This is a genomic window from Mesorhizobium delmotii (genome assembly GCF_900149755.1).
In the GTDB taxonomy this organism is placed as follows: Bacteria; Pseudomonadota; Alphaproteobacteria; order Rhizobiales; family Rhizobiaceae; genus Mesorhizobium; species Mesorhizobium delmotii.
Genome location: NZ_FUIG01000081.1, coordinates 35,197 through 57,182 on the forward strand (window position 1 = coordinate 35,197; position 21,986 = coordinate 57,182).

The window sequence follows — 21,986 nt, forward strand, 5'->3', positions numbered from 1 at the left end:
CCTCGGGCTTGCCGGAGGCAAGACCCGTGGGCTCGGCCACCTTCTCCCACGGGGGGAGAAGGGAAGGTCACGCATAGCCCCTTTGGCCACCCTGTTCCTCTCATTGCTCTTCCTCGTCCTGCCGGCGCTTTCCGCTCGCGCGGCAATGAGCATCCAGGACGTGACCTCGTCAAAGGGCATCACCGCCTGGCTGGTGGAGGATTATTCCGTGCCGCTGGTCGCTATCCGCTTCGTCTTCGACGGCGGCACGACGCAGGATCCCGCCGGGAAGGAAGGGCTTGCCAATCTGATGAGCGACCTGTTCGACGAGGGCGCCGGCAATCTCGACAGCGAGGCCTTCCAGATAAAGCTGGACGACGTCGGCGCCGAGATGAGCTTCGAGGCGGCGCGCGACGGCACCTACGGCTCGATGCGCATGCTGGCCGAGCAGCGAGACGCGGCGTTCGACCTGTTGCGGCTGGCAGTCACCGAGCCGCGTTTCGACCAGGCGCCAATCGACCGCATCCGCGCCCAGGTCCTGTCCGGCATCATCGCCAACGAGCTTGACCCCGACACGCTCGCCCAGCGCAAATGGCTGGAAGCACTATACGGCACCCATCCCTACGCGCGGCCAGACCAGGGCACCAGGCAAAGCATCGCCACGATCACGCCGGACGATCTTATCGCCTTTCACAAGGCGAACTTTGCTCGCGATGGCCTGCATGTGGCGGTGGTCGGCGCCATCGATGCCGAGACGTTGAAGAAAAAGCTCGATATGGTCTTCGGCGGCCTGCCGCAACATCAGGCGCTCGCGCCCGTCGCCGATGTCGATCCGAAACTCAACCAGCAGCTCGAGGTCAATTACGACCAGCCCCAGACTTGGCTGCAACTGGCCTATTCCGGCGTCAAGCGGAGTGCGCCGGATTTCTTCGCCGCGGTGCTAATGAACGAGATCCTCGGCGGCAGCGCCTTCACCTCGCGGCTGTTCGACGAGGTGCGCGAAAAACGCGGCCTGGCCTACAGCGCCAGTTCCGACCTGGTCGACCACCAGCACGCCAACGCCCTGGCCATCACCACGGCGACCCGCGCGGACCGGGCGGCGGAGACGTTGGCTGTCGTGCGCGAGGTGGTGAAGCGCATGGCGCAGGAGGGGCCGACCGAAGCGGAACTGGCGGCGACCAAGAAATACTTGATCGGCGCCTATGCCATCAACAATCTGAACTCCTCCGGCGCCATCGCCGCGACGCTGCTCGAACTGCAGCTCGACAAGCTCGGCATCGACTACATGCAGCGCCGCGCCGCCCTCATCAACGCGGTGACGCTGGATCAGGTCAAGGCGGCGGCAAAAAAACTGCTCTCCGCCGAGCCGGCCATCATGATCGTCGGGCCGAAGCACGGCGAAGCCAAGCAGGAGTGAGCCCAAATGGGGGGCAAGGGATGAGCCCGAGCTTCGGCATCGCCTTCGGCGGCGGCGGCGCGCGCGGGCTGGCGCATATCCATGTCATCGAGACGCTGGACGAGCTGGGTATAAGGCCGGTCGCGATATCAGGCTCATCGATCGGCGCCATCATGGGCGCCGGCATGGCTTCGGGCATGGCCGGCAGCGACATTCACGACTACATGCGCTCGATCCTCGGCCGCCGCGCCGAGGTGGCGGCGCGCATGTGGCGGGCGCGGCCAGGCACCTTTGCCGAGGCGCTGCAGGGCGGGCTGCGTGTCACCCAGTTCAATGTCGAGCGCATCCTCAAGGCATTCATGCCCGACGCCATACCCGAAAGCTTTGCCGAGCTGAAAATACCGCTGAAGGTGACGGCGACGGATTTCTTCGGCCATAAGCTCGCCGTGCTTAGCGACGGCGACCTGCATTCGGCGCTTGCCGCCTCTGCGGCTATTCCCGCGGTATTCCGCCCGGTGATGCGCGACGGCAGGCTGCTGATCGACGGCGGCATCTACAATCCGGTGCCGTTCGACCTGATCGAGCACGACGCCGACATCATCATCGCCGTCGACGTCGTTGGCGCGCCGACCAAAGGCGGGCGCAAATACCCGACCTCCGTCGACCTGATGTTCGGCGCCACGCAATTGATGATGCAGTCGATCATCGCCGCCAAGCTGAGGCAATGCCAGCCGGACATACTGGTCAGGCCGGCGGTGTCGAAATACCGCGTGCTCGATTTCATGAAGATCGACGCCTTGATGGCCGAAACGGTTGATATCAAAGACGAGCTGAAGCGGGAGATCGAGAAGGCGGTGGAGGCGCGCGCCAAGGTCGACACGGGCAAGCGCACCAAGCGCGTGGGTGGGTGAGGCGCGGAAAGTCTGACGCCTGGCGGCCTCAATCCAACGAGCGCAAGCTTTTGATCATCTGGAGCATTCGCACTCCGACGAGCCCAGTAGACCTTCCGCGGTATGACTATTCCGCCGCGGCCTGAACCGTGCGCGGGTCGATCGAACGATTGAGGATCAGCGCCCCGGCATGGTTTTCGCAGGCCGCTGTTCGCGGCTATTGCCGCACACCCGGACAGACCGCCGCCAGCCCTTCCATCGAGAGCAGGTCGGGCATTCCGGTGCGGCTGACGCAAAGCGCACCGTCCGCACCCCACGCCGCCTGCACGCCCCAATGACGACAATTGCCGTGCACACACGGCTCGACGACACAAAGGAAACCTTCAGCCGGCAAATCGGCAAATCCGCGCAACATCCCTGCCTCATCGGTGACGCCAGAAACGAGGAGATTTCTGGCGATGCAACCTCTGCGAAAAACCAACGAACGATCGAACGGCGAGGCGACGGCGGCGCGGACCGCACGCCTGGCGGTGCTGGCGGGCACTCCGGGGCTTCTCTTGACGGCATACGCGGCGGCGACGTCGACGTCGCTGACCATCCGCGCCGATCTCGCACTGACGCTGATGGACATGCTGGTGCTGGTCACCGTCGCGATCGTGGCTGGCGGACGCAAGGGCGAGGGCATCGGTCGCAAGCGTCAGGCGGCCTTGGCCGAGACGCTCGCCAACGCATTCGCTGCGCTGGGCATGTGCCTTTCAATGGCTGTCGTCGCCAGCATCGCGGTCCAGCGGATCGCGGCCGGCGGTGTCGAACCCCACGGCCAAGGCGTTTTTCTCGCCATGAACCTGAACCTGGCCTATGCGGTGGTCAATTTCTGGATCCTGCGCCGATGGAAGGCCCGCAACAGGCTTGCCGCCTCCGCGCTGGCCCGCGCGCAAATCTGCCTGTTCTCGGACAAGCTCTCGTCGAACCTGCTCATCGCCGCGTCGCTCGCAACAGCGATGATTTGGCAAGGCACGATGGTTGCCCGCGTCATCGATCCGATTGCCGGGCTGTTGATCGCGACAATGACCGCGCGCTGGACCATTCCCGTCGTGCGGGACACGGTGCGAAGCCTGCGACGGGAATATCGCCGGGCGCGCAAGCCGATCGCGTAAGGCGAGGCAATGGACGGCTCTGATCCGTCCTGGCTGGAGGCCTTAGCCTCTTCTGTTCTGTTGAGATTCAGGTCGAGCCAAGGAGTGGCGCGCAATCAGTCGCCGGATCGCTGCACTCCTCGGCCACTGTAACGGCATGGATTGATCCATGCCGTAATATTCGGGCGCTGCTGCGTTGAACAGTAGGGGCAGCACCTCACCTGGCCCTTTTGGCCCTCACCATCTTCCCTGAGCATCTTCTTCTAGCGGCGCCGTGCCTCATCGTAAGCAGGCTCGTAGACATAGCCTTCGCCGCGAACCGTCACCAGGACCACCGGAGCGTCGGGTTCGGTCTCGAACTTCTTGCGCAGTCGCGTGATGCGGATGTCGATGCTCCGGTCGCCCGGCTCGAGGTCGCGGTTGTGGGCCAGCCTGCACAGCTGGTCGCGCGACAAGATCTGCCGGGGATGGCGCGCGAAGACGCACAGCAGGTCGAATTCCATGGACGTCAACTGCACGTCGGCGCCGTCAGGGTCGACCATCGTGCGGCCGTCCATATCGAGGATGCAGCCGCCGAAACGGATGCGGTTTTCCGGCGTCCGCTCTTCCTCGCCCAAGCGCCGGATGACGCTTCTGACACGCGCCAGAAGCTCGCGTGGCTCGAACGGCTTGGCCATATAGTCGTCGGCGCCTGCGGCAAGACCTTCGAGCCGATGCGGCAGGTCTCCGACTGCGGTCAGCATCAGGATTCCCGTGCGGCTGCGTCTGGCGATTTCGCGGGCGAGATCATAGCCGCTTTCGCCGACGAGATTGACGTCGAGGATGACCAGGTTGGGGCCAAAGCGATCGAGCTCGGTCAGCATTCCCGTCCCGTCCGGAACGGAACGGACATCGAAGCCGTGAGCGAGCAGGTAATCCGACAGCATCTCGCGCAACGGCGCTTCGTCGTCGACGATGAGCAATTTCTGTTTTGTCACGCTTCGGCCTCTTCCATTGCGCTGGTCTTCATCGCCCTTAGGCGTTCCATCACGAGCCTGCGAAAGGTCTGTGGATCGAGCGGTTTCTCGATCACCGGCGCGCCCGTCTCGCCGATGAAGCGGTCAATCTCGGGTGCCAGCGTGTCGCCGGTCACGAACAGCAGCCGGCGAGTGAGCCCGGGGCGCAATTGTTCCAGCGCGCGGTAGAGGCCGGGGCCGTCGAGGCCGGGCATGCGTATGTCGCTGATCAAAAGGTCGATTCCTCCCTCGCGCACAGCTTTGAGGGCAGCATTCGCGTCGTCGGCGATGGTGACGTCGTCGTGGCCATCGCGGCGCAGCATCTCGGCGATCATCGAGGCAATGTCGGCATCGTCGTCGACCACCAGAATTCGTGCGGCCGAGGGCGTGGGCGGCATCCTGCCTGCAGCTTCGGGCGCAGGAACCGTCTCGGCTCGACCGCTCGGAAGCCGGATCGTAAACCGTGCACCGCCGCCCTCCGTCGAATCCAGTTCTATGTTGCCGTCGTGCGCCGTCACGATGCCCTGGCAGACAGATAGCCCGACCCCGGTGCCTTCGCCGGCCATTTTGGTCGTGTAGAAAGGCTCAAAAGCACGCGCGCGGACCGTCTCCGGCATGCCCGGACCATTGTCAGCGACAACGACCTCGACGGCATCGTCTTCCCCGGTGGTGACGATGGTCAGCCGCCGCGGGTGCGGAACCTGCAGCAAAGCCTGCTGCGCGTTCACCACCAGGTTGGTGACCACCTGATGAAGCTGGTCCCTGTCGCCCCAGATATTGGGAAGCGGTTCCGCCAGTTCGGTGCGGATCTCGATCCCGGCCGAGCGCAGGCTGTAGGCGGCAAGTTCCAGCGAAGCGACGACGACTTCGTTGATGTCGACGGCGCCCCTTGTCGGCGGCTTCTTGCGGGCCATAGCCAGAAAGGTGCGGACGATGCGCGAGCATCGCTCGGCCGCCGCATGGATCTTGTCGGCGCGTCCCACGGTCGCCTTGTCCGTCGAGAATTCCTTCAGCATCGAACTGTAGCCGATGACGACGGACAGCGGATTGTTGAGTTCATGCGCCACGCCGGCCAGCAGCGAACCGAGAGCGGCGAGTTTTTCCGACTGGTACAGCGTCTCGCGCTGGCTAGCGATCTCCGCCTCGGCCTCGCGCTGGCGGGTGATGTCGGTGACGGCGGCAAGCATGGCCGAACGGCCGGCCTGCGTGATCAGCCGTGCCGAAACCAGCGTATCCATTCTTGAGCCCTGCATATTGGTCATGCCGGCTTCGAATGCATCGACAATTCCATCTCTCAGCAAAAGCCGCAGGAGATCATCTCGCCGAGAGAGATCCTCCCAGGTCGCCGTCGCTTCGGCTCCGATCTGGCCGACCTCGACGCCGAGCGTCTTGCGCGCCGGCTCGTTGACGAACAGGATTTCGGGCCCATCAAGTGCCGAGATGATGATCGGCAGCGGCACGCCTTCGGCGACGGCGCGAAACTGCGCCTCCCTTTCGGCCAACAGCTTCTCGGCTTCCAGCCTGGCTTGCTCGGCCAGGACGCGGTCCGAGATATCGCGGCCGACGGACTGCACTTCGACAAGGCGCCCCTCGCTGTCGAAAATGCCATGATCGTTCCAGGCGAGCCATCTGCGCGCGCCATCCGGCATCGCATTGAGAAGTTCCATGCTGGCATCCGGCGCTTGCGGAGTGAGGCGGGCAAGGTGATCCAGGAACCTGCGCCTTTCGTCGGGCGGCAGCACATCGAGTTCGCACCAGGACGGGTCGAGAAGCTCTTCGCGCGTCATCCGGCACGCCCGGCAATAGGCGTCGTTGACGAAGCTCAAATGACCCTCCGGCGACATCCGGACGACGAACTCGGTCTGCAGCTCGACCACGCTGCGGTAGCGCTGCTCGCTGGCCTCGAGTGCCTGACGGGCGAGTTTCTGTTCGGCAACATCGCGTCCGATGGACTGTATTTCGATGAGCTTGCCGCTTTCGTCGAAGATGCCGCGATCGGTCCAATGGATATGGACCTCGCGGCCATCACTCAGGGCGCCGGCCTCATCCACTTCGCAGACAGGCCGTTCGGGGGTCACTCGACCGATGATCTCGTCGAAGCTGCCGAAATCGGCGGAAAACGAGTTGAAATAGTGCCAGTCCGGGCTGAGCAACTCTTCGCGTGTCTTGCCGACAAGGCGGCAATAGGCGTCATTGGCGAAGCTCATGCGCCCATCCGGCGCGACCCGGATGATATACTCCGTCTGTGCCTCGACAACATTGCGGTAGCGCTGTTCGCTGTCGGCCAGTTCGCGCAGGGCCGTGCGGTTTTCGGCAAAGATGCTCGAGACCATGTCGATCCAGGGCTGCCAAAGCGCCGAGGTTTTGACGGTGGCCCCGGGCTCGCCGGCGGCGCCGGAGCGGATATGGTCGACGAGCGAGGTCGCAGGAACGACGATCTCTCTCAGAAGCACTCCGTGCAAAGCGAATACGCAGACAAGCGATCCGACCAAAATGAGCGCGTAAGGAAAAAACGACTGTTGCAGGGCGTAGGACTGATAGAAGCCAATACCGGCGACAAGCACGAGCAGCGGCAAAACGCAGGCCGCCATCAGCAACGCGTAATGCCTGGACAGCTTCGAGGAGGTCGGCACGGCGAGATCTCCACAGACGGATGCGCCGTCACGACGGTTGCTGTTCCCGTGCGGGCCAGTGGACTGAACGGCCCGCGGCCTGTCAAGCCGGCCTGCCCGGCCATCTGCCCGCGCCGTTGGACAGATACCGCGTGGATGTTTCACGATGATGCCGTGAGCCGGGTTTCCCGGCTTCTATTGTTTCAATTGTGTCGAACCAGTCCGAAATCGGCAGCAGGCGGGGCCGATTGACCCGGAGTGAATGCGCCCTGTAGGTTTGGAGCGTCGCTCGCCGCGGGGGAAACGCATGGCCGACATCATTGTCGTGGACGACGAGACCGACGTGGCGTTCATGATCGCCGACTATTTGCAGGCGAAAGGCTATCGCGTTCGCATGGCATCCGGCGGCGCCGAATTGCGCGAGGCGATCGCGGCGGCGAAAGCCAATCTCGTCGTTCTCGACCTCAACATGCCGGGCGAGAACGGCTTTAGCCTGGCCCGCTGGCTTCGCGAGCATCACGACACCGGCATCCTTATGCTGACGGGTGCCGATTCGGTGTTCGACAAGGTGGCGGGCCTCGAGATCGGCGCCGACGACTATCTGGCAAAACCGTTTTCACCGGTCGAGCTGGAAGCGCGGATCGCTGCGGTGTTGCGCAGACGCAGGCCGAAGGGAACGGACAATGCCGACGCTTTGCCGGCCGGGCATTTCGCCTTCGGAAACTATGTGTTCGAGGCCCGCGCGAGAAACCTCATCGACGCCGACGGCGTGGCCATTCCGCTGATGCCGATGGAGCTCGATCTGGTGGCGGCCTTCGCCACCCGGGCCGGCCAGGTCATCGGTCGCGACGAATTGCTCGATCTGGCGCCGCCCAGGGGCGACGAGCCGTTCGACCGCAGCATCGACAGCCGCATCACAAGGCTGCGCCGCCGGCTCGAAAAGGACCCGGCCAAGCCGGAACTGATCAAGACGATCCGCGGCGTTGGATACCTGTATCCAAGGCGGTGAATGAGCGTGGTTCAGGGACCGGGCTGTCCGGCGGGCGGAACGATCTGCATGACAAGGCGCATCAGATCGGCCTGGCGGGAGGCGCCGGTCTTCTGGAAGATATTGTCGAGATGCGTCTTGGCGGTCGCGTTGGCAATGTGAAGGCTGGCGGCGGTCTCGGCCAGGGTGTGCCCGGCCACAAGGCTGGCGAGCACGCGGGTTTCGGCCAGCGTAAGCCCAAAGGCTCTCGCCAGCATTCCAGCGGCGTCATGCTCGTCCGGTGCATTGCCGATGAACACCGCGGCTACCGCCGCGGGTTCCATGCCGGCGCGCAGGTCGCCGCCGGCCATCGGCAGCACGCGGGCGAAGACCGGCGGCAGGCCGGATTCGCTGAGGAGGACGGCAAGCCCTGTCTTGCCGATGCTGACCTCATCCTGAGCCGCAAGCATGATGGCGCTGTGAAGCTCCCTGGAAGCCGACGGGATCTTCGCCTGCAGAATGCCCCGGACATCCTGGATCGGGCCGCCGCTCCGCAGCATGTGCTTGGCCGAGCGGTTGGCGTGCAGGACGGCGCCACGTTCATTTGTCAGGACCACGGCGCATGTGAGGGCATCGAGCGCCTCGGCCGTCCGTGCGCGCTCGATCGTGCTGATGTCCAGCATGTTGCTGATCATCACCGAACGGCGCACATGCGGCAGCAACAGTCCGCCAAGCTTGATTTCACGCTCGGTGATAATGCCTTGCCGCTCATGTCGGGCAACGGCGAGGCCGGCAAGGCGGGTAGGGGTGTGGATCAGGAAGAACGACATGACGTCGATCAGGCCTTGCGGCTTCAGCCACTCCTGAAAATATCGCGAGGTCTCCCGATAGGTTTGAGGGATATCGCGCGAGGCCACATGCGGCATTTCGAGCGAAGGCCATGTCGAGAGGTCCTCGATCAGCCTGGCATGGATCTCGGGGATATGTTTCGCCTGTTGCTCCAGCCAGTATGGCTCTATTCCAACGGTCCTGTAGATCAGCAGCCGGTCGTTGGCGAGGTCGTCAAGGTGCAGGACCGCAGTCTGGGCATCGAGCGCATCCCTGATCCCAGCCAGCGCGTGCACCCATCGTCCCGGGTCGAGTGCGCAATCGTAGATCGAGCCGATCAGCTTCGACAGTTCATGATGCGACAATGCCTTGGCCATCGACGGCCCCCCGCATGTCGACAGCGCGCCCGACGCGGAAAGCCGCGCGCTCTCACCGGTGCTCTCGCCTCTCCAAACTTTAGCGATCGCTTAAATTCCGATTATCTCCCCCAAACAGGGGATGCGCAAGCACCCGGGCGGTGAAATACTCGCCCAGAAGATAAGGTCACACTTAACTGTGACAACCAGTGGGGTTCAGCGCGTTCTCGGCTCGCGGGCCTTCGCCACTGTGATGCAGCCGGGGGCACTAATCAAGAATTCTGCCTGCGTGCGCCGACTATCACGGCGTGAGCGCCTATTGCTGAAACTTAAGCCGGGCTCGGCCCGGACAATTCGGGATGGAGCAGCATTATGATTCGGGATGGAGCAGCATTATGAACAGGTACATTGCTTTTGCAGCACTTTGCATGGCGGCGATGCCCGCCCATGCCGGCGAGCTTGGAGCCATGAAGGCTGAAAGCATCGATCTCGCCGGCTTTCTTGGTGTCGTCTATTATACGCCCGAGGAGGACGGTTATCGGGTGGTCACCACAATCGCGCAGGGCGAGGCTGGCCTGCCCGTGCGTTTCGTGGCGATACTGACCGAGAACCAGAAGGTCGCGCTCTCCGTGCCGGGAAAACTGGGAGAGTCGGACCAGATCGTCGAGATATTGCGCGTTGGCGGCAAGCTTGTCGTCAGCCCGCATCCGATAGACGGGATCGTGGTTTCTTCTCCGAAGCCCGCCGTCGACTGATCCAAGTCGAGTGATCCAAGGTCGAGTGATCCGGGGGCATGCGCGTTGCGGCGGTGCTGGATGAGCCTGCAACGTGGGCGACAGACGATGTCCCTGTGGCTCGTCCTCCCGTCTGTCGTCGTCTTTACCGTCGGCGCCGGTTTCGGCGTGTCTTCGCAAGCTGACCTGGCCACAGGCAAGTTCTACGAAATTGTCGGCGGCAAGGTCGATGCGCGAACCTATAACGGCTTCCGTCGCTACCATGGCAGCTGCAATCATTGCCACGGGCCCGACGGCATGGGCTCGACCTTCGCCTCGGCCCTTGTCGACCGGCTGCCCGGCATCGAGGTCTTTCGGCGCAATGTTCGCGACGGCGTGCGCAGCGGCCCTTCGGTCATGAAGGGCTTCGCCGACGACCCCAACGTCGCTCCTTACATCGACGACATCTACGCCTACCTGCAGGCCCGCGCCGACGGTGCGCTTGGCCGAGGACGGCCTGAGCGGCTTGAAAATTAGTGCCATTGCCTGCTGACCGCAGGCGCCTCACCAAAGGACGGCGAGACGGCCGTCGCTCCCGAGCGCCACATGAGTGCCGAAAGGCGAGCACTCGCGCTCAAGCATGGCCGCGAGCCAGGCGGCATCTTCGGGCGAGGCGCGGTTTAGCCGGAACTTGGCGAGCTGGAACGGCACGACGTCGAGCGAAACAAGCGTACCGTCCGGTATCGCGAGCCGCGGCAGGTACATCAGCGCAAGCTCACCGCGAAAGGTTTTGTACCCTGTTATCCCCTCATAGTCGGTGAGGAAGTCGCCGCATCCATAAAGGATCAGCCGGCCGTTGTGGGCTTCGATCGGCTTGGGATGGTGGGAGGAGTGCCCATGCACGACGTCGAACCTTGCAACATCGATGAGAGCATGAGCAAGCGCGCGTTCTTCCGCCGGGACTTGGTAGCCCCAGTTGCCGCCCCAGTGGATCGAGGCCACCGCAAGGTCGCCAGGCTGTTTTATGGCCTGCACGGATCGGGCGATCTGCGCGAGCGACCGGGCCGAGACATCCGCCAGCAAATTGACCCCTGGCTTATATGCTCCGGCTGCCCATGAAGCTGGAACGCCGCTCGTCCCGAGCGCGAAGCCGAAGACGAGCACGCGGCCGCCGCCGGCCAGTTCAAAGACGGCAGGCGCCGCCGCCTCATCCGCGTCAAGCCCGGCCCCGGCATAGGCGAGGCCGGCAAGCCGGAGCGTATCGAGGGTTTCGACGAGGCCAGGCTCATCCCAGTCGAGCACATGGTTGTTGGCGAGCACGCAGCAGCTTACCCGCGCCGCCGCCAGGCAGCCGATGTTTGCCGGGTTCATTTTGTAATTGATGCCCTTGGGCGCCAAAGACAGGCTGGTGGTGATGCTGGTCTCGAGATTGATCATCCGCGCGTCCGGTGCTTCACGGTCCAGTTCGGCGAGCGCATCGCCCCAGACATACGTGTCGTCGACCTTTCTCGGGATCGGTCCATTGATGCGTTCGGCAAGCTCGACATAGGTCGTCGCCGATTTGACATAGCGCTCGCCAAGGTGCGGATCGCCCGGACTGGCGAGGATCTGGTCGATGCCGCGCCCGAGCATGACGTCGCCGCACAGGAACAGTTTTGCGCTGCTTCGAACGGGCCGTTCAGATCCTGCGGCGGCGTTGTTCGCGATCTGCGGCATCCCAGACCTCCTTCCCCGCCAACAACCAGCGAGGCCGAGGGTTCCAGCCCAATTTGCGCGGATCGGATCGCGGGCCCAGTCGTTAATGCAGGAGAACCGACCGCCGAGGCCTGAAATGACCGACACCGCCTTTTCTTTCATCCCGCGCGCCGCGCGCTCTTCCAAGCCGCGCAAGACCGGCCTGACCGAGATTCGCGGGCCCTACTACAGCGCCTATGGGCCGCGTCATCTGGCCGACGTCCTGGAAATCATGGGCAACTGGATCGACGGCATCAAATTTGCCGGCGGATCATTCGCGCTGATGCCGCCCGAAGCGGTGAAATCGATCAACAAGCTGGCGCACGATCACGACGCCTATGTGTCGACCGGCGGCTGGATCGAGAATGTCCTCCGCTTCGGCCCCGACGCCGTCGACCGCTACATCGAAGAAGCCAAGGCGCTGGGGTTCGATGTGATCGAGATCTCCACCGGCTTCATCAGCCTGCCGACGGAAGCGCTGCTGCGTCTGGTCGAAACAGTGAAAAAGGCCGGTCTCAAGGCCAAGCCGGAGCTCGGTATCCAGTTCGGGGCCGGTGGTGACACATCGGCCAGGGAGCTCGAAGCCGAAGGCACCAGGGATGTCGGCTGGCTGGTCGCGCAGGCCAGGCGCGCCCTCGATGCCGGCGCCGACATCATCATGATCGAGAGTGAAGGGATTACCGAAAACGTCACGTCCTGGCGCACCGATGTGGTGGCCCGCATCATCAACGAGCTCGGCCTGGAGGCGGTGATGTTCGAAGCCGCCGACCCCGCGGTCTTCGAATGGTACGTCAAGAACTACGGCAACGAGATCAATCTGTTTGTCGACCACAGCCAGATCGTGCAGCTCGAAGCGCTTCGCTCCGGCATCTGGGGAACCAAGAGCACCTGGGGGCGGATTCAGAATATTGGGTGAGGGGCGGCGCGGCTTCTTTCCAGCTTGGGTTCCTCGCCCCACGAAAAGTGGGGAGAGGTGGCTCGGCGAAGCCGAGACGGAGAGGGGGACTGCGCCTTACGAAAGCCCCGCTTCGCGGTGGGCGAGGAACCCAGGTCCTGACAGGTCGGAGGGACAGCACCCCCCTCTGCCTTGTCGGGCAGATGTTGGGTGAGAGGCGTGGCTTCATTCCAGCTTGGGTTCCTCGCCCCACGAAAGTGGAGAGAGGTGGCTCGGCGAAGCCGAGACGGAGAGGGGGACTGCGCCTTACGAAAGCCCCCTCTCCGGCCGCTTCGCGGCCACCTCTCCCCCGCTTCGCGGTGGGCGAGGAACCAGGTCTTGACTCACCGACCGCGCGCCCCTGCGGATCAGATCGAGATTGGTCCTCAGCCCCACTTCATCTCGCCGGTGGCGACCTTGGAGCCGATGTCGAGCGCAACCCCCATGCCGAGGCCGGGGAAGCGGGCTTCCATGGCGCCCTTGAGCGCAGCCGCGTCCTTGGCCTTGGCCAGCTCTTCTTCGAAGGCGATGAGATAGGTTTTGGTGTGCTCGACGCCCGAAAGGTCGGTGGCGGACTGCGGTGTAATGTGGCCGGGCACGACGATTTCAGGCTTGGCGGCGGCGATCTTTTCGAGATTGGCGAGCCAGGCGGCGCGCTGCTCCTTGGTCGGCGTGTCGGCGGTCCAGACATGCACGCCGGAAAAAATCATCACCCCGCCGAACACCGCATTCAGCGACGGCACCGAGAGATAGCGCCGGTTGGCGAGGCCTTCCGCGTCGACGATTTCGATGGTCTCGCCATCGACAGTGAGCGTCTTGCCGTCGAAGACGTCGGGGATGACGATATCGGCGAGCGCCTGCGGGCCGTTCTCCTTGAGCTGCGGCCCCCAAACGGCGATTTTCCTGTCGACGCTGCTATTGATGGCGGCCACCGTCTCGGCCGCGGCGATCACCCGTGCCTGCGGAAAAGCCTCCTTGATCGGCTTGAGGCCGAAATAATAGTCCGGGTCGGACTGGCTGACATAAATGGTGGTGAGCGTCTTGCCGGTCGCCTTGATCGCCTCGGCCACGGCTCGGCCGTCGGGGTAGGTGAAGCCACCGTCGATCAGCAGCGCCTCGGAGGCGCCGGTGATCAGCACGGGGGAGCGAAAGAAGCCGTTTTCCCCGGCCGGGAAATGTTTCCAGGAAAGGCCCGCGGCCGCATGGCCAAGCCCGGCGGGAGCGAAGACGGCAACGGCGCCGGCGGCGAGGGTGGTTTTCATGATGGCTCTCCGTGTGAACATGATTGTCTCCTGGGGCTTTAGAATGCGGAATTCGGGCGGGCGCATCTCCCGCGCAGCCTCGATCTCAGGAAGATGGCAAAAGTGGAATGCGTATTGAAGGCCAACAAAATAGACGTAATGTATGCCATTGCCTGACAATTGCCTGACAATGAGGTCGCACCTGCCATGAGCAGCGCATGAACCTGAACCGGCTGGCCTATTTCGCCGCGGTGGTCGATGCCGGCTCCTTCACGCGGGCCGCCGAGCGGCTCGGCATTACCAAGGCGGTCGTCAGCCAGCAGGTGGCGCGGCTGGAGCGCGATGTCGGAACAACGCTGCTGATCCGCACGACGCGGCGGGTCCATCCGACCGAGGCCGGCCGGACATTCCATGCCCGCTGCCTGCAAGTCCTGCAGCAGGCCGAGGATGCCTTCGACGAGCTCGCGCAGGCGGCCGCCGAGCCGACCGGCACGCTGCGCATCGCGGCGTCCAATGACTACGGCACCTCGGCGGTGGTGCCGGTGGTAGCCGCCTTCAGCGCGCGCTATCCCGCCTGCCGGGTGGAACTGACGCTGGGCGACGAGACGATCGACCTGGCTTCTGGTGGGATGGACGTGGCGATCCGCGTCGGCTGGCTGGCCGATTCCAGCCTGCAGGCGCGGCGGATCGGCACTTTCCGGCAATTCATGGTGTGCGGCGCCGAGTCTGCCGGCCGCTTCACGGCCGGCGAACCGCAAGACCTTGCCGGGCTGCCCTTCGTCGCCAACATGGCGCTGCGCGAACCGCTGCTATGGCAATTTTCGCGCGGCGACGACGAGCACCGCGCCGTGCGCATGCAGGCCACGATCGCCATCGACGCGACGCCGGCAGTGCTGGCGGCCGTCCGCGCCGGCGCCGGCCTGTCGGTCCTGCCGGACTTTTTGGTGCGAGATGAGCTGGCCGCAGGGCGGCTCGTCCACATCCTGCCCGAGTGGCAGCTGCCCTCCGGAGGCATCTACACGGTCTACCCCGCCGCACGCTTCCGCCCGCCCAAGGTGACGAGGTTTGTCGAGATGCTGATCGCGGCTGAGCAGGAGAAGGGGTGAAGCGGGGAGGGACGGGCGCCGTAAGATCGGGGCGAGGCGCTGCTTTACGCGCCGAGGCCGAAGCTGCCGATCTCCCCCCTTGCGGGCCCTTGAGGGGGAGATGGCCGGCAGGCCAGAGGGGGTTGTCTCGCGTAGTGCGCCAACCTCCACTGTCGCAAGAGAGGAGGTCGCGCCCGGTCGAACCGACCCCCTCTGCCCTGCCGGGTATCTCCCCCTCAAGGGGGGAGATTGGCTGTCATCTGCGCCTTCGCCAATCACCCAGCGTTGCAAGATGAGCGCCAAGGCCCGAACTGCCGATCTCCCCTCTTGTGGGGGAGATGCCAAGTGGTGGCAAAGGGGGCAGGGCAGAGGGGGGGGCTGTCCCGTCAACTCATCAACGAAATCGTACATTGCACCGTTACGCGTCTCACGACTTCCCCACGACAGGCGCATACCCGAGCGCCACCACGCCGTTGCTGAATGGCGTGGCCGATATCAACTCGAGCGGCACTTGCTCGCCGGCCGGGAACAGCGGCTTGCCCTGGCCGACGGCACCGGGATAGCTGAGCAGCCTGACGCGGTCGACCAGGCCGTGGCGTAGCAATTCCTGCGCGACGCTGAGGCTGCCATGCACATAGATGTTGCCGCCGCTGCCTTGCTTCAATTCCCTGACCGCTTCCGGCAGTGCGCCCTGCAGCAGCTCGGCCGGTTTCCAGTCGAGCGCCTTCAGGCTCGTCGACACGACATATTTCGGCAGCGCGTTGAACCGCTCGGCGAAGTCTCCGGTTTCCTCAGGCCACGAGCCGGCAAAAATCTCATAGGTCGTGCGCCCCAGAAGCATGGCGCCGCTGTCGGCAAGCTCGTCTTCCTTGAACTTTTGCATTTCATTGTTCCAGGTCACGTCGGGCAGCTTCTCGACCTCGGCGATGCCATCGACGCTGATGAATTCGGTGACGATGAGTTTTCGCATGGCGGGCTCCTTCAGTCAGAGGACGGACGGCGCGGGCCTTTTACGACAGCTTGGTGAAAAATAGCGCGGCGCTTTGTTAGGGCTATTCGCCTCCAAAGGACCGATACCATGGGGAAAAGCTTCTCCGACCTGGACTAAGTTCCCAAGATCGGATTGGTGTTACATCCGAGGCAGATATTCCCAAAGGACGCATTGCAGGAAGATCATGGGATTCGGGGTCTTCATTCACCGCTCAGATTCGATCTACAATGACCGTCCCGCAGAACAATACCAATTTCCTCGCCCGTACCTAAGCCGCGTCGAAGCGTGCGTCGGCGACTGGATCATTTACTACGAGCCTAGCAAGGTAACCGATACCCGTGGCTATTACGCCGTAGCCAAAGTCCAACAGATCATTCCCGATCCTGTGACGCCTGATATGTACCTCGCTTTAATCGAGCCCGGCACCTATCTCGACTTCGTCAATCCTGTTCCATTTAACGGACCTGATGGTCTCATTGAACGAGGCTTATTCAACGACCAAGGACGGATTTCCGGTCGCGCCCAATCGGCCGTCCGCCCAATCAGCCCAGCCGATTTCAACCGCATTATTGATCTCGGCCTGGACACGCATGAGTTGTTGCTGCCGCGCGTTGATGAGGTCGAAACATCTGCTGGTTTTCAGGATGAGCAGGCGCCATTCGATTTCGAGCAGAGCCGTGATCGCGTAAACTACATCGGGTCGCGAATCGTGCGGGACCGAATTTTCCGTCGCATCGTCTTGCGCGCCTATGATGAGCGGTGCGCGATCACGGGACTGAAGTTGATAAATGGCGGCGGCCGAGCAGAGGTTTCTGCCGCACATATTAGACCGGTCGAAGCGAACGGGCCCGACGTCATCAACAATGGGATCGCTCTGTCCGGCACGGCGCACTGGATGTTCGATCGCGGGTTGATCAGCCTATCCGATGACTTGGAAATCCTGATCTCGCGACAGGTCAATGACCTCGATAGCGTGCAGGCATTCATAAACAAGACTCGCCGCGCGCTTCCGCCGGGCCGACGGTTTGAACGCCCGCATCCTCGTTTCTTGCAATGGCACCGCGAACACTGCTTTAAGCAGTGAGGCGGCGTCCGGCGTGTTGGTGGGTGAGTTGGAACGGCCACTTTTGACCCTTTCCGGCCGCTCTCGCCGCGCTTCGGGAACGACAGCTTTCGCCACATGGCAGTCATTACTACGGTCCCGTCGATTCACCAAAGGCGGACATCGCTAAATGCTCAGGCCAAAGGCCGCTTGTGCCCAAGCCCTGCCGTCACACGGCTCGCACCATGGAGGGAATCTTGTCAGCGCCGGTCGACCGCTCGCTTCGAACCCGTGTGTTCGGCGATCGCCTCGACGATCCGGTCCCAATGGCCGGGGTGCAGCTCGTGCCCACCGCCTTCGAGCTTCAGGAGCCGCGCGCCCGCGACCGCTTCGGCCAGTACTGCGCCGTGCTCAACCGGAAAGACCGGATCGGCGGTGCCGTGAATGACGAGCAGCGGTACCTTGATCTCGGCCAGCCTGCCCTGCCAGGCCTTGCCGATCTCGAAGAGAACACTGTGATTGGTGGCGCTGAGATAGCCGCCAGAACGGTCGAAGTCCCGCTCGATGAAGGCTCTTGTCTCGGCTTCGTCGAACGGGTGTGCTGTTCCTGCGATCAGGCGCGCGTCCTCGACGCAATATGCGACGGTCTCCGCCCGGTTCGACCAGTCCACGTCCACAGCCATATGTTCCAACCAGGCCTTACCGCTCTTGGGGAGGCTGGACCAGTCCACCCCGATCGGCGAGGTGCTGATCGCCGTCAGTGAAAGCACCCGCTCTGGATGTTTGAGCGCCGCACCCTGGCCGACCATTCCGCCTTGGGAGAAGCCCGCGACGTGCGCCGCCGTGATCCTGTAGCCGTCGAGCACGCGAAAGGCGTCGTCGACCGCATCGTCAAAGCCATAGCCCGGCCGACCGGGCGGATATTTGGTCGAAACACCGGAGTCTCGCTGGTCGTAGCGGATGACGAAGCGGCCCCGCGCGGCGAGTCGGCGGCAGAATTCCTCGGGCCACCAGAGCATCGAGGCCATCCCGCCCATGATGAGAAGTATCGGCGGCTGGGCCGGATTGGCGAAGCTCTGCGTTGCGAGCTCGACCCCATCGGCGCGGATCACCAGATCGTTCATGCCAGTCCTTCGCGGCGCAGAGCCGCTTGTACGGCAGGCCGCTCTTCGATGCGTGCGATGTAATCGCGAAGCGGCTCGGGCAGTTGAAATCCGAGCTCCGCCGCGCCGCGCGCCAGCTGGAAGAGATAGGGATCCGCGACGGTGAAAGTCTTTCCGAACAAATACCCCCGCTCCAGCCGGCCTGCGGCGAAGCGGAACCATCGCAGTATTTCCTGGGCGATCGGCTCCCTGACGTCTTCAGGAAGCATAAGGTAGGTGGGAAAGCGCTTGTGAATCTCGGTCGCGATGAAGCTCAGCATCTCAAGCAGGCGGTACCGGCCCAGATGACCCTGCGGCGCGAGCTCCGGCGCGCGATCCGCGACCCAAGCCAGGATAGCGACATTCTCGGTCAGCACCTCACCGTCTTCGAACACGAGAGCGGGCACATAGCCCTTCGGATTGATATCGAGATAGCGGCCACCCCCTTCGATCTGCTTGGTCTCGATATCGACCTTGACCACCTCGAACTGAATTCCAGCCTCCAGCATCGCGATATGGTCGGCCAGGCTGGTAAACCCGGGTGCAGAATAAAGCTTCATCGATCCGACTCCTTCTGCTACTGCTTGGTATTCACAACCAGTTGCATCTTCGTCTGCGTGCACGACAATTGGATACTCCCACCTCGGTTTGACCAAGAAACGAGCGGCGGGGAACGCGGTTCCACGATCCCCCTCAGCTGCTCGCTGATTGCTCGCACACGCAGAGGCACAGGACGGGACGCGAGTATCTTCCTCGACTCTGGTTGTCGGGGCGCATGCCAAGCACGACGATCACCGCTTTGGGGCGACGAATGAACCCGCTGCGCGGGATGGGCGCGCGCGGTGAGGTTGGGATCAAGATCCGGTTGCCGCGCCCATCCCGCGCAGCGGGTTCGTTCTCCGGCCCAATCAAGACGTTTGGCAGATTGGCGCCAAGCGTCCGCTGCTGGCGCAAAGCGGTCGTAGATCACAAGAAATCTTAGACACGCCCAAAACCAAATCTATCCCTCTTGCCATCCCCGCATCCTTCCCCTAGTTTCCTCTGAGAAAACCTTTTCCCAATCGCGCTACGCTCGCTGACCCACCAATCAACGCCTCGCAGGACGAATAAGAGAAAACCTTTTTCCAATTAAGGAATTCGCCGCGCACCATGGTTTCCGACGCCTCGCCAGCGCCCGCCAAGCAGCCCGTCACCCTGCGTGAGGTGGCCTCCCTTGCCGGCGTCAGCGTGGCCACGGCGTCGAAAGCGCTCAACGGGCAAGGGCGGATGACCGCCGAGACGCGCGAGCGCATTCGCGAGACGGCGCAGCGTCTCGGTTTTCGCCCGAACAGCCTGGCGCAGAGCCTGTTGCGCCGGCGCTCCTTCACCGTCGGGCTGCTCACCAACGATACCTATGGCCGCTTCTCGCTGCCGGTCATGTCAGGCATTTCGGATGCGCTGGTCGATGCCGGCGTCTCGGTGTTCCTGTGCAATGTCGAGGACGACCCGCGGCTCGCCCAGCTGCATGTCGAGGCCATGCTCGACAAGCGCGTCGACGGCATCATCGCCACCGGCAAGCGCATCGACCGCCATCTGCCGGTCGACCTCGCCAATCTGCGCATCCCCGTGATTTATGCCTTCACCCAGCCCGATCCCGGCGCCATCGCGTTTGTGTCCGATGATTCAGGCGGCGCGCGGTTGGCGGTCGAGCATTTCTGCCGGCTGGGCAGGAAGCGCATCGCCCATGTCACCGGGCCGGCGAGCTTTGCGGTGGTGCATGAGCGGGCACAGGCCTATCGTGACGTGCTGACCGAGAAAGGCTTGCCGGTCATGGAACCATTGCTCGGATCGTGGTCGGAGGCGTGGGGTCACGAGGCGGTGAAGAAGCTCTTCGATGGTAAGGTCGAAAAACCCGATGCCGTCTTCTGCGGCAACGACCAGATCGCGCGCGGCGTCATCGACGCGCTGCGCGAGCGCGGGCTTGATGTGCCGGACGATGTCGGCGTCATCGGTTTCGACAATTGGCAGATCGTGGCCGAGGCAACCCGCCCGCCGCTGACCTCCGTCGACATGAACCTGGCGGCACTGGGGCGCGAGGCCGGTCTTACACTTCTTTCGCTCGTCGGCGGCGAACCCGCCGAGCCGGGCATCCGAAAACTGCCGTGCCGGCTGGTGGTGCGTCAGTCATGCGGCCGTCCGCCGGACGGCTGAGACTATGCATGTCGCCCAAAAGTGCGCAGCGGTTTTGGGACAACGACATGCATCAAAGCGAAAGGTCGCGCGCGCCTGCACGGCAGCGCGGCCGAATGAGGAGAAAAACATGAGGAGGAGAACATGAGGACCATCGTTACCGGGCTCGCCTTTGCCGCGAGCATTTTTTCCACGCTGGCAGCAGTCGGGCTGGCCGCAGCCGCCGAGACCGCCAACATCTGGGTTCGCGCCGACGGCTCGAACTTCATGCCGCGCATCGTCGATGCCTTCAACAAGGGGCATGAGAACCAGGTCAAGCTGGACATCATCCCCAATGCCGAAATCATCCCGAAATATGGCGCCGCCGCCGCCGGCGGCACAGCACCCGACGCGCTCTCGCTCGACCTGATCTACACGCCGTCCTTCGCTGCCGCCGGCCAACTGGAAGACATCACCGACTGGGCGAAATCGCTGCCTTACTTCAACAGCCTGTCGCCGGCGCATGTCAAAACCGGCACCTACAAGGACCGCATTTACGGGCTGCCGTTCTCCGCCGATAGTTCGGTGCTGATCTGGAACAAAAAACTGTTCAAGCAGGCCGGTCTCGACCCTGAAAAAGGCCCGACCAACTGGGCCGAGATCGAAGCCTATGCCGAGAAGGTCAACGCGCTTGGCGGCGACACCAAGGGATTCTACTTCTCCGGCAATTGCGGCGGCTGCAACATCTTCACCTTCACGCCGCTGATCTGGGCCTCGGGCGGCGACATCCTCACCGAGGACGGCTCGAAGGCGACGCTGGACAGCCCGCAGCTGCGCGGCGCCATCGACCTCTACCGCTCGATGGTCAAGAAGGACCTGGTGCCGGCCGGCGCGCAGACCGACACCGGCTCCAACTTCTTTGCTGCGTTTGCCGCCGGCAATATCGGCATTTCGCCGTCCGGCGCCTTCGCCATCGGCGCGCTGAACACGCAATACCCAGATATCGACTATGGCGTCACCTTCCTGCCTGGCAAGGATGGCGGCTGGTCGTCCTTTGCCGGCGGCGACAATTTCGTCGTCACCAAGGGCACCACGAAGGTCGCGGTGGTGAAGGAGTTCCTCGACTTCGCCTATTCGCTGGAAGGCCAGACCATCCTGGCGAAATACGGCAGCCTTCCGGTGCGCGGCGACATCGCCAATGAGGCGCTGAAGGACCTCGACCCGCGCTACAAGGTCGCCGCAGAGGCCATGGCCAAGGGCCGCACGCCCTATTCGGTGGTGTTCAACGACCTGATCAACTCCGCCAACGGTCCGTGGAACCAGATGGTCAACGAGGTCTTCTTCGGCGAAGACGTCGACGGCGCCATCGCCAATGCGCAGGAAACCATGCAGTCGATCATCGACTCGGCGCCGCAGCAGTAAGCTGGCGCCCTACCTCCCCCTTGAGGGGAGGTCGGACCGCAGGTCCGGGTGGGGTCGCAGCGGCAGTGCTCGACGTTCTCTTTCCGTCGGCGCACCTCGCAGACGACCCCACCCCCGGCCTTCGGCCGGACCCTCCCCTCAAGGAGGAGGGGGACGTCGCGCTAACAGCAAGGCTATCGCATTGAGAAAAGACCCCCTCATCCGGCCGCTTCGCGGCCACCTTCTCCCCGCTGGGGAGAAGAGGCTGGCGTCAACGCTGGCGACCTCCTCTCCACTCGGGGAGAGGTCGGATTGCCCCGAATTGCCCTTTGCAATTCGGGTGGCAATCCGGGTGAGGGGGTCTTTTGCCGTTGCGGTTGCCCTGAACCCAATGAG

General features: G+C 63.5%; 20 protein-coding genes. 11 read left to right on the top strand and 9 right to left on the bottom strand.

Annotation, left to right across the window (positions count from 1 at the left end; all coding sequences use genetic code 11):
• The first annotated feature begins 145 nt into the window (after window positions 1-145).
• Both BQ8482_RS34105 and BQ8482_RS34110 read left to right on the top strand, forming a co-directional pair.
• A complete protein-coding gene (locus BQ8482_RS34105) occupies window positions 146-1,396 on the top strand; it encodes a M16 family metallopeptidase (RefSeq protein WP_425294163.1) in 1,251 nt (416 codons plus the stop codon).
• A gap of 20 nt (window positions 1,397-1,416) precedes the next feature.
• Window positions 1,417-2,286, top strand: coding sequence for a patatin-like phospholipase family protein (locus BQ8482_RS34110; RefSeq protein WP_123151567.1), 870 nt, complete (start codon window positions 1,417-1,419; stop codon window positions 2,284-2,286).
• A 196-nt stretch (window positions 2,287-2,482) separates the two neighbouring features.
• Here BQ8482_RS34110 and BQ8482_RS37920 read toward each other — a convergent pair whose 3' ends face one another.
• A complete protein-coding gene (locus tag BQ8482_RS37920; protein WP_133254889.1) occupies window positions 2,483-2,680 on the bottom strand; it encodes a hypothetical protein in 198 nt (65 codons plus the stop codon).
• 43 nt (window positions 2,681-2,723) lie between these two features.
• On the opposite strand from BQ8482_RS37920, the gene BQ8482_RS34115 reads away from it, so the two are divergent.
• Window positions 2,724-3,422, top strand: coding sequence for a cation diffusion facilitator family transporter (locus BQ8482_RS34115; RefSeq protein WP_123151568.1), 699 nt, complete (start codon window positions 2,724-2,726; stop codon window positions 3,420-3,422).
• A gap of 242 nt (window positions 3,423-3,664) precedes the next feature.
• On the opposite strand, the gene BQ8482_RS34120 is transcribed toward BQ8482_RS34115, so the two are convergent.
• The gene (locus tag BQ8482_RS34120) at window positions 3,665-4,378 is read right to left on the bottom strand and encodes a response regulator (protein WP_123151569.1); all 714 of its coding nucleotides are present in this window, start codon (window positions 4,376-4,378) and stop codon (window positions 3,665-3,667) included.
• Window positions 4,375-7,029, bottom strand: coding sequence for a hybrid sensor histidine kinase/response regulator (locus BQ8482_RS34125; protein WP_123151570.1), 2,655 nt, complete (start codon window positions 7,027-7,029; stop codon window positions 4,375-4,377). The genes BQ8482_RS34120 and BQ8482_RS34125 overlap by 4 nt, the downstream gene beginning before the upstream one ends.
• 286 nt (window positions 7,030-7,315) lie before the next feature.
• On the opposite strand from BQ8482_RS34125, the gene BQ8482_RS34130 reads away from it, so the two are divergent.
• Window positions 7,316-8,017, top strand: a complete 702-nt coding sequence (locus BQ8482_RS34130) for a response regulator transcription factor (RefSeq protein ID WP_123151571.1) — start codon at window positions 7,316-7,318, stop codon at window positions 8,015-8,017.
• Between the two features lie 11 nt (window positions 8,018-8,028).
• On the opposite strand, the gene BQ8482_RS34135 is transcribed toward BQ8482_RS34130, so the two are convergent.
• A complete protein-coding gene (locus BQ8482_RS34135) occupies window positions 8,029-9,180 on the bottom strand; it encodes a helix-turn-helix transcriptional regulator (RefSeq protein ID WP_123151572.1) in 1,152 nt (383 codons plus the stop codon).
• A 374-nt stretch (window positions 9,181-9,554) separates the two neighbouring features.
• Here BQ8482_RS34135 and BQ8482_RS34140 point away from each other — a divergent pair, with 374 nt between their 5' ends.
• The gene (locus BQ8482_RS34140) at window positions 9,555-9,914 is read left to right on the top strand and encodes a hypothetical protein (RefSeq protein WP_123151614.1); all 360 of its coding nucleotides are present in this window, start codon (window positions 9,555-9,557) and stop codon (window positions 9,912-9,914) included.
• 87 nt (window positions 9,915-10,001) lie between these two features.
• The gene (locus BQ8482_RS34145) at window positions 10,002-10,409 is read left to right on the top strand and encodes a c-type cytochrome (RefSeq protein WP_244603104.1); all 408 of its coding nucleotides are present in this window, start codon (window positions 10,002-10,004) and stop codon (window positions 10,407-10,409) included.
• A 27-nt stretch (window positions 10,410-10,436) separates the two neighbouring features.
• Here BQ8482_RS34145 and BQ8482_RS34150 read toward each other — a convergent pair whose 3' ends face one another.
• Complete coding sequence (locus BQ8482_RS34150) at window positions 10,437-11,588, bottom strand: CapA family protein (protein ID WP_123151573.1); 1,152 nt, start codon at window positions 11,586-11,588, stop codon at window positions 10,437-10,439.
• Between the two features lie 115 nt (window positions 11,589-11,703).
• On the opposite strand from BQ8482_RS34150, the gene BQ8482_RS34155 reads away from it, so the two are divergent.
• A complete protein-coding gene (locus BQ8482_RS34155) occupies window positions 11,704-12,522 on the top strand; it encodes a phosphosulfolactate synthase (protein ID WP_123151616.1) in 819 nt (272 codons plus the stop codon).
• Between the two features lie 404 nt (window positions 12,523-12,926).
• On the opposite strand, the gene BQ8482_RS34160 is transcribed toward BQ8482_RS34155, so the two are convergent.
• Complete coding sequence (locus tag BQ8482_RS34160; protein WP_208867950.1) at window positions 12,927-13,823, bottom strand: MBL fold metallo-hydrolase; 897 nt, start codon at window positions 13,821-13,823, stop codon at window positions 12,927-12,929.
• A gap of 176 nt (window positions 13,824-13,999) precedes the next feature.
• Here BQ8482_RS34160 and BQ8482_RS34165 point away from each other — a divergent pair, with 176 nt between their 5' ends.
• Window positions 14,000-14,887: a LysR family transcriptional regulator gene (locus tag BQ8482_RS34165; RefSeq protein WP_123151574.1), complete on the top strand. Its 888-nt coding sequence runs from the start codon at window positions 14,000-14,002 to the stop codon at window positions 14,885-14,887.
• A gap of 406 nt (window positions 14,888-15,293) precedes the next feature.
• On the opposite strand, the gene BQ8482_RS34170 is transcribed toward BQ8482_RS34165, so the two are convergent.
• Window positions 15,294-15,836: a dihydrofolate reductase family protein gene (locus BQ8482_RS34170; RefSeq protein WP_123151575.1), complete on the bottom strand. Its 543-nt coding sequence runs from the start codon at window positions 15,834-15,836 to the stop codon at window positions 15,294-15,296.
• 205 nt (window positions 15,837-16,041) lie between these two features.
• Here BQ8482_RS34170 and BQ8482_RS34175 point away from each other — a divergent pair, with 205 nt between their 5' ends.
• Complete coding sequence (locus BQ8482_RS34175) at window positions 16,042-16,941, top strand: HNH endonuclease (protein ID WP_123151576.1); 900 nt, start codon at window positions 16,042-16,044, stop codon at window positions 16,939-16,941.
• Between the two features lie 218 nt (window positions 16,942-17,159).
• On the opposite strand, the gene BQ8482_RS34180 is transcribed toward BQ8482_RS34175, so the two are convergent.
• Together BQ8482_RS34180 and BQ8482_RS34185 are read right to left on the bottom strand one after the other, a co-directional pair.
• Window positions 17,160-18,023, bottom strand: a complete 864-nt coding sequence (locus tag BQ8482_RS34180) for an alpha/beta fold hydrolase (RefSeq protein ID WP_123151577.1) — start codon at window positions 18,021-18,023, stop codon at window positions 17,160-17,162.
• Window positions 18,020-18,664, bottom strand: a complete 645-nt coding sequence (locus BQ8482_RS34185) for a glutathione S-transferase N-terminal domain-containing protein (protein ID WP_244603105.1) — start codon at window positions 18,662-18,664, stop codon at window positions 18,020-18,022. The genes BQ8482_RS34180 and BQ8482_RS34185 overlap by 4 nt, the downstream gene beginning before the upstream one ends.
• 526 nt (window positions 18,665-19,190) lie before the next feature.
• Between BQ8482_RS34185 and BQ8482_RS34190 the strand changes: the two genes are divergently transcribed.
• Together BQ8482_RS34190 and BQ8482_RS34195 are read left to right on the top strand one after the other, a co-directional pair.
• Window positions 19,191-20,231: a LacI family DNA-binding transcriptional regulator gene (locus tag BQ8482_RS34190; RefSeq protein ID WP_123151579.1), complete on the top strand. Its 1,041-nt coding sequence runs from the start codon at window positions 19,191-19,193 to the stop codon at window positions 20,229-20,231.
• A 123-nt stretch (window positions 20,232-20,354) separates the two neighbouring features.
• On the top strand, window positions 20,355-21,611 hold the full coding sequence (locus tag BQ8482_RS34195; RefSeq protein ID WP_123151580.1) for an ABC transporter substrate-binding protein: 1,257 nt from the start codon (window positions 20,355-20,357) through the stop codon (window positions 21,609-21,611).
• Window positions 21,612-21,986 lie beyond the last annotated feature (375 nt).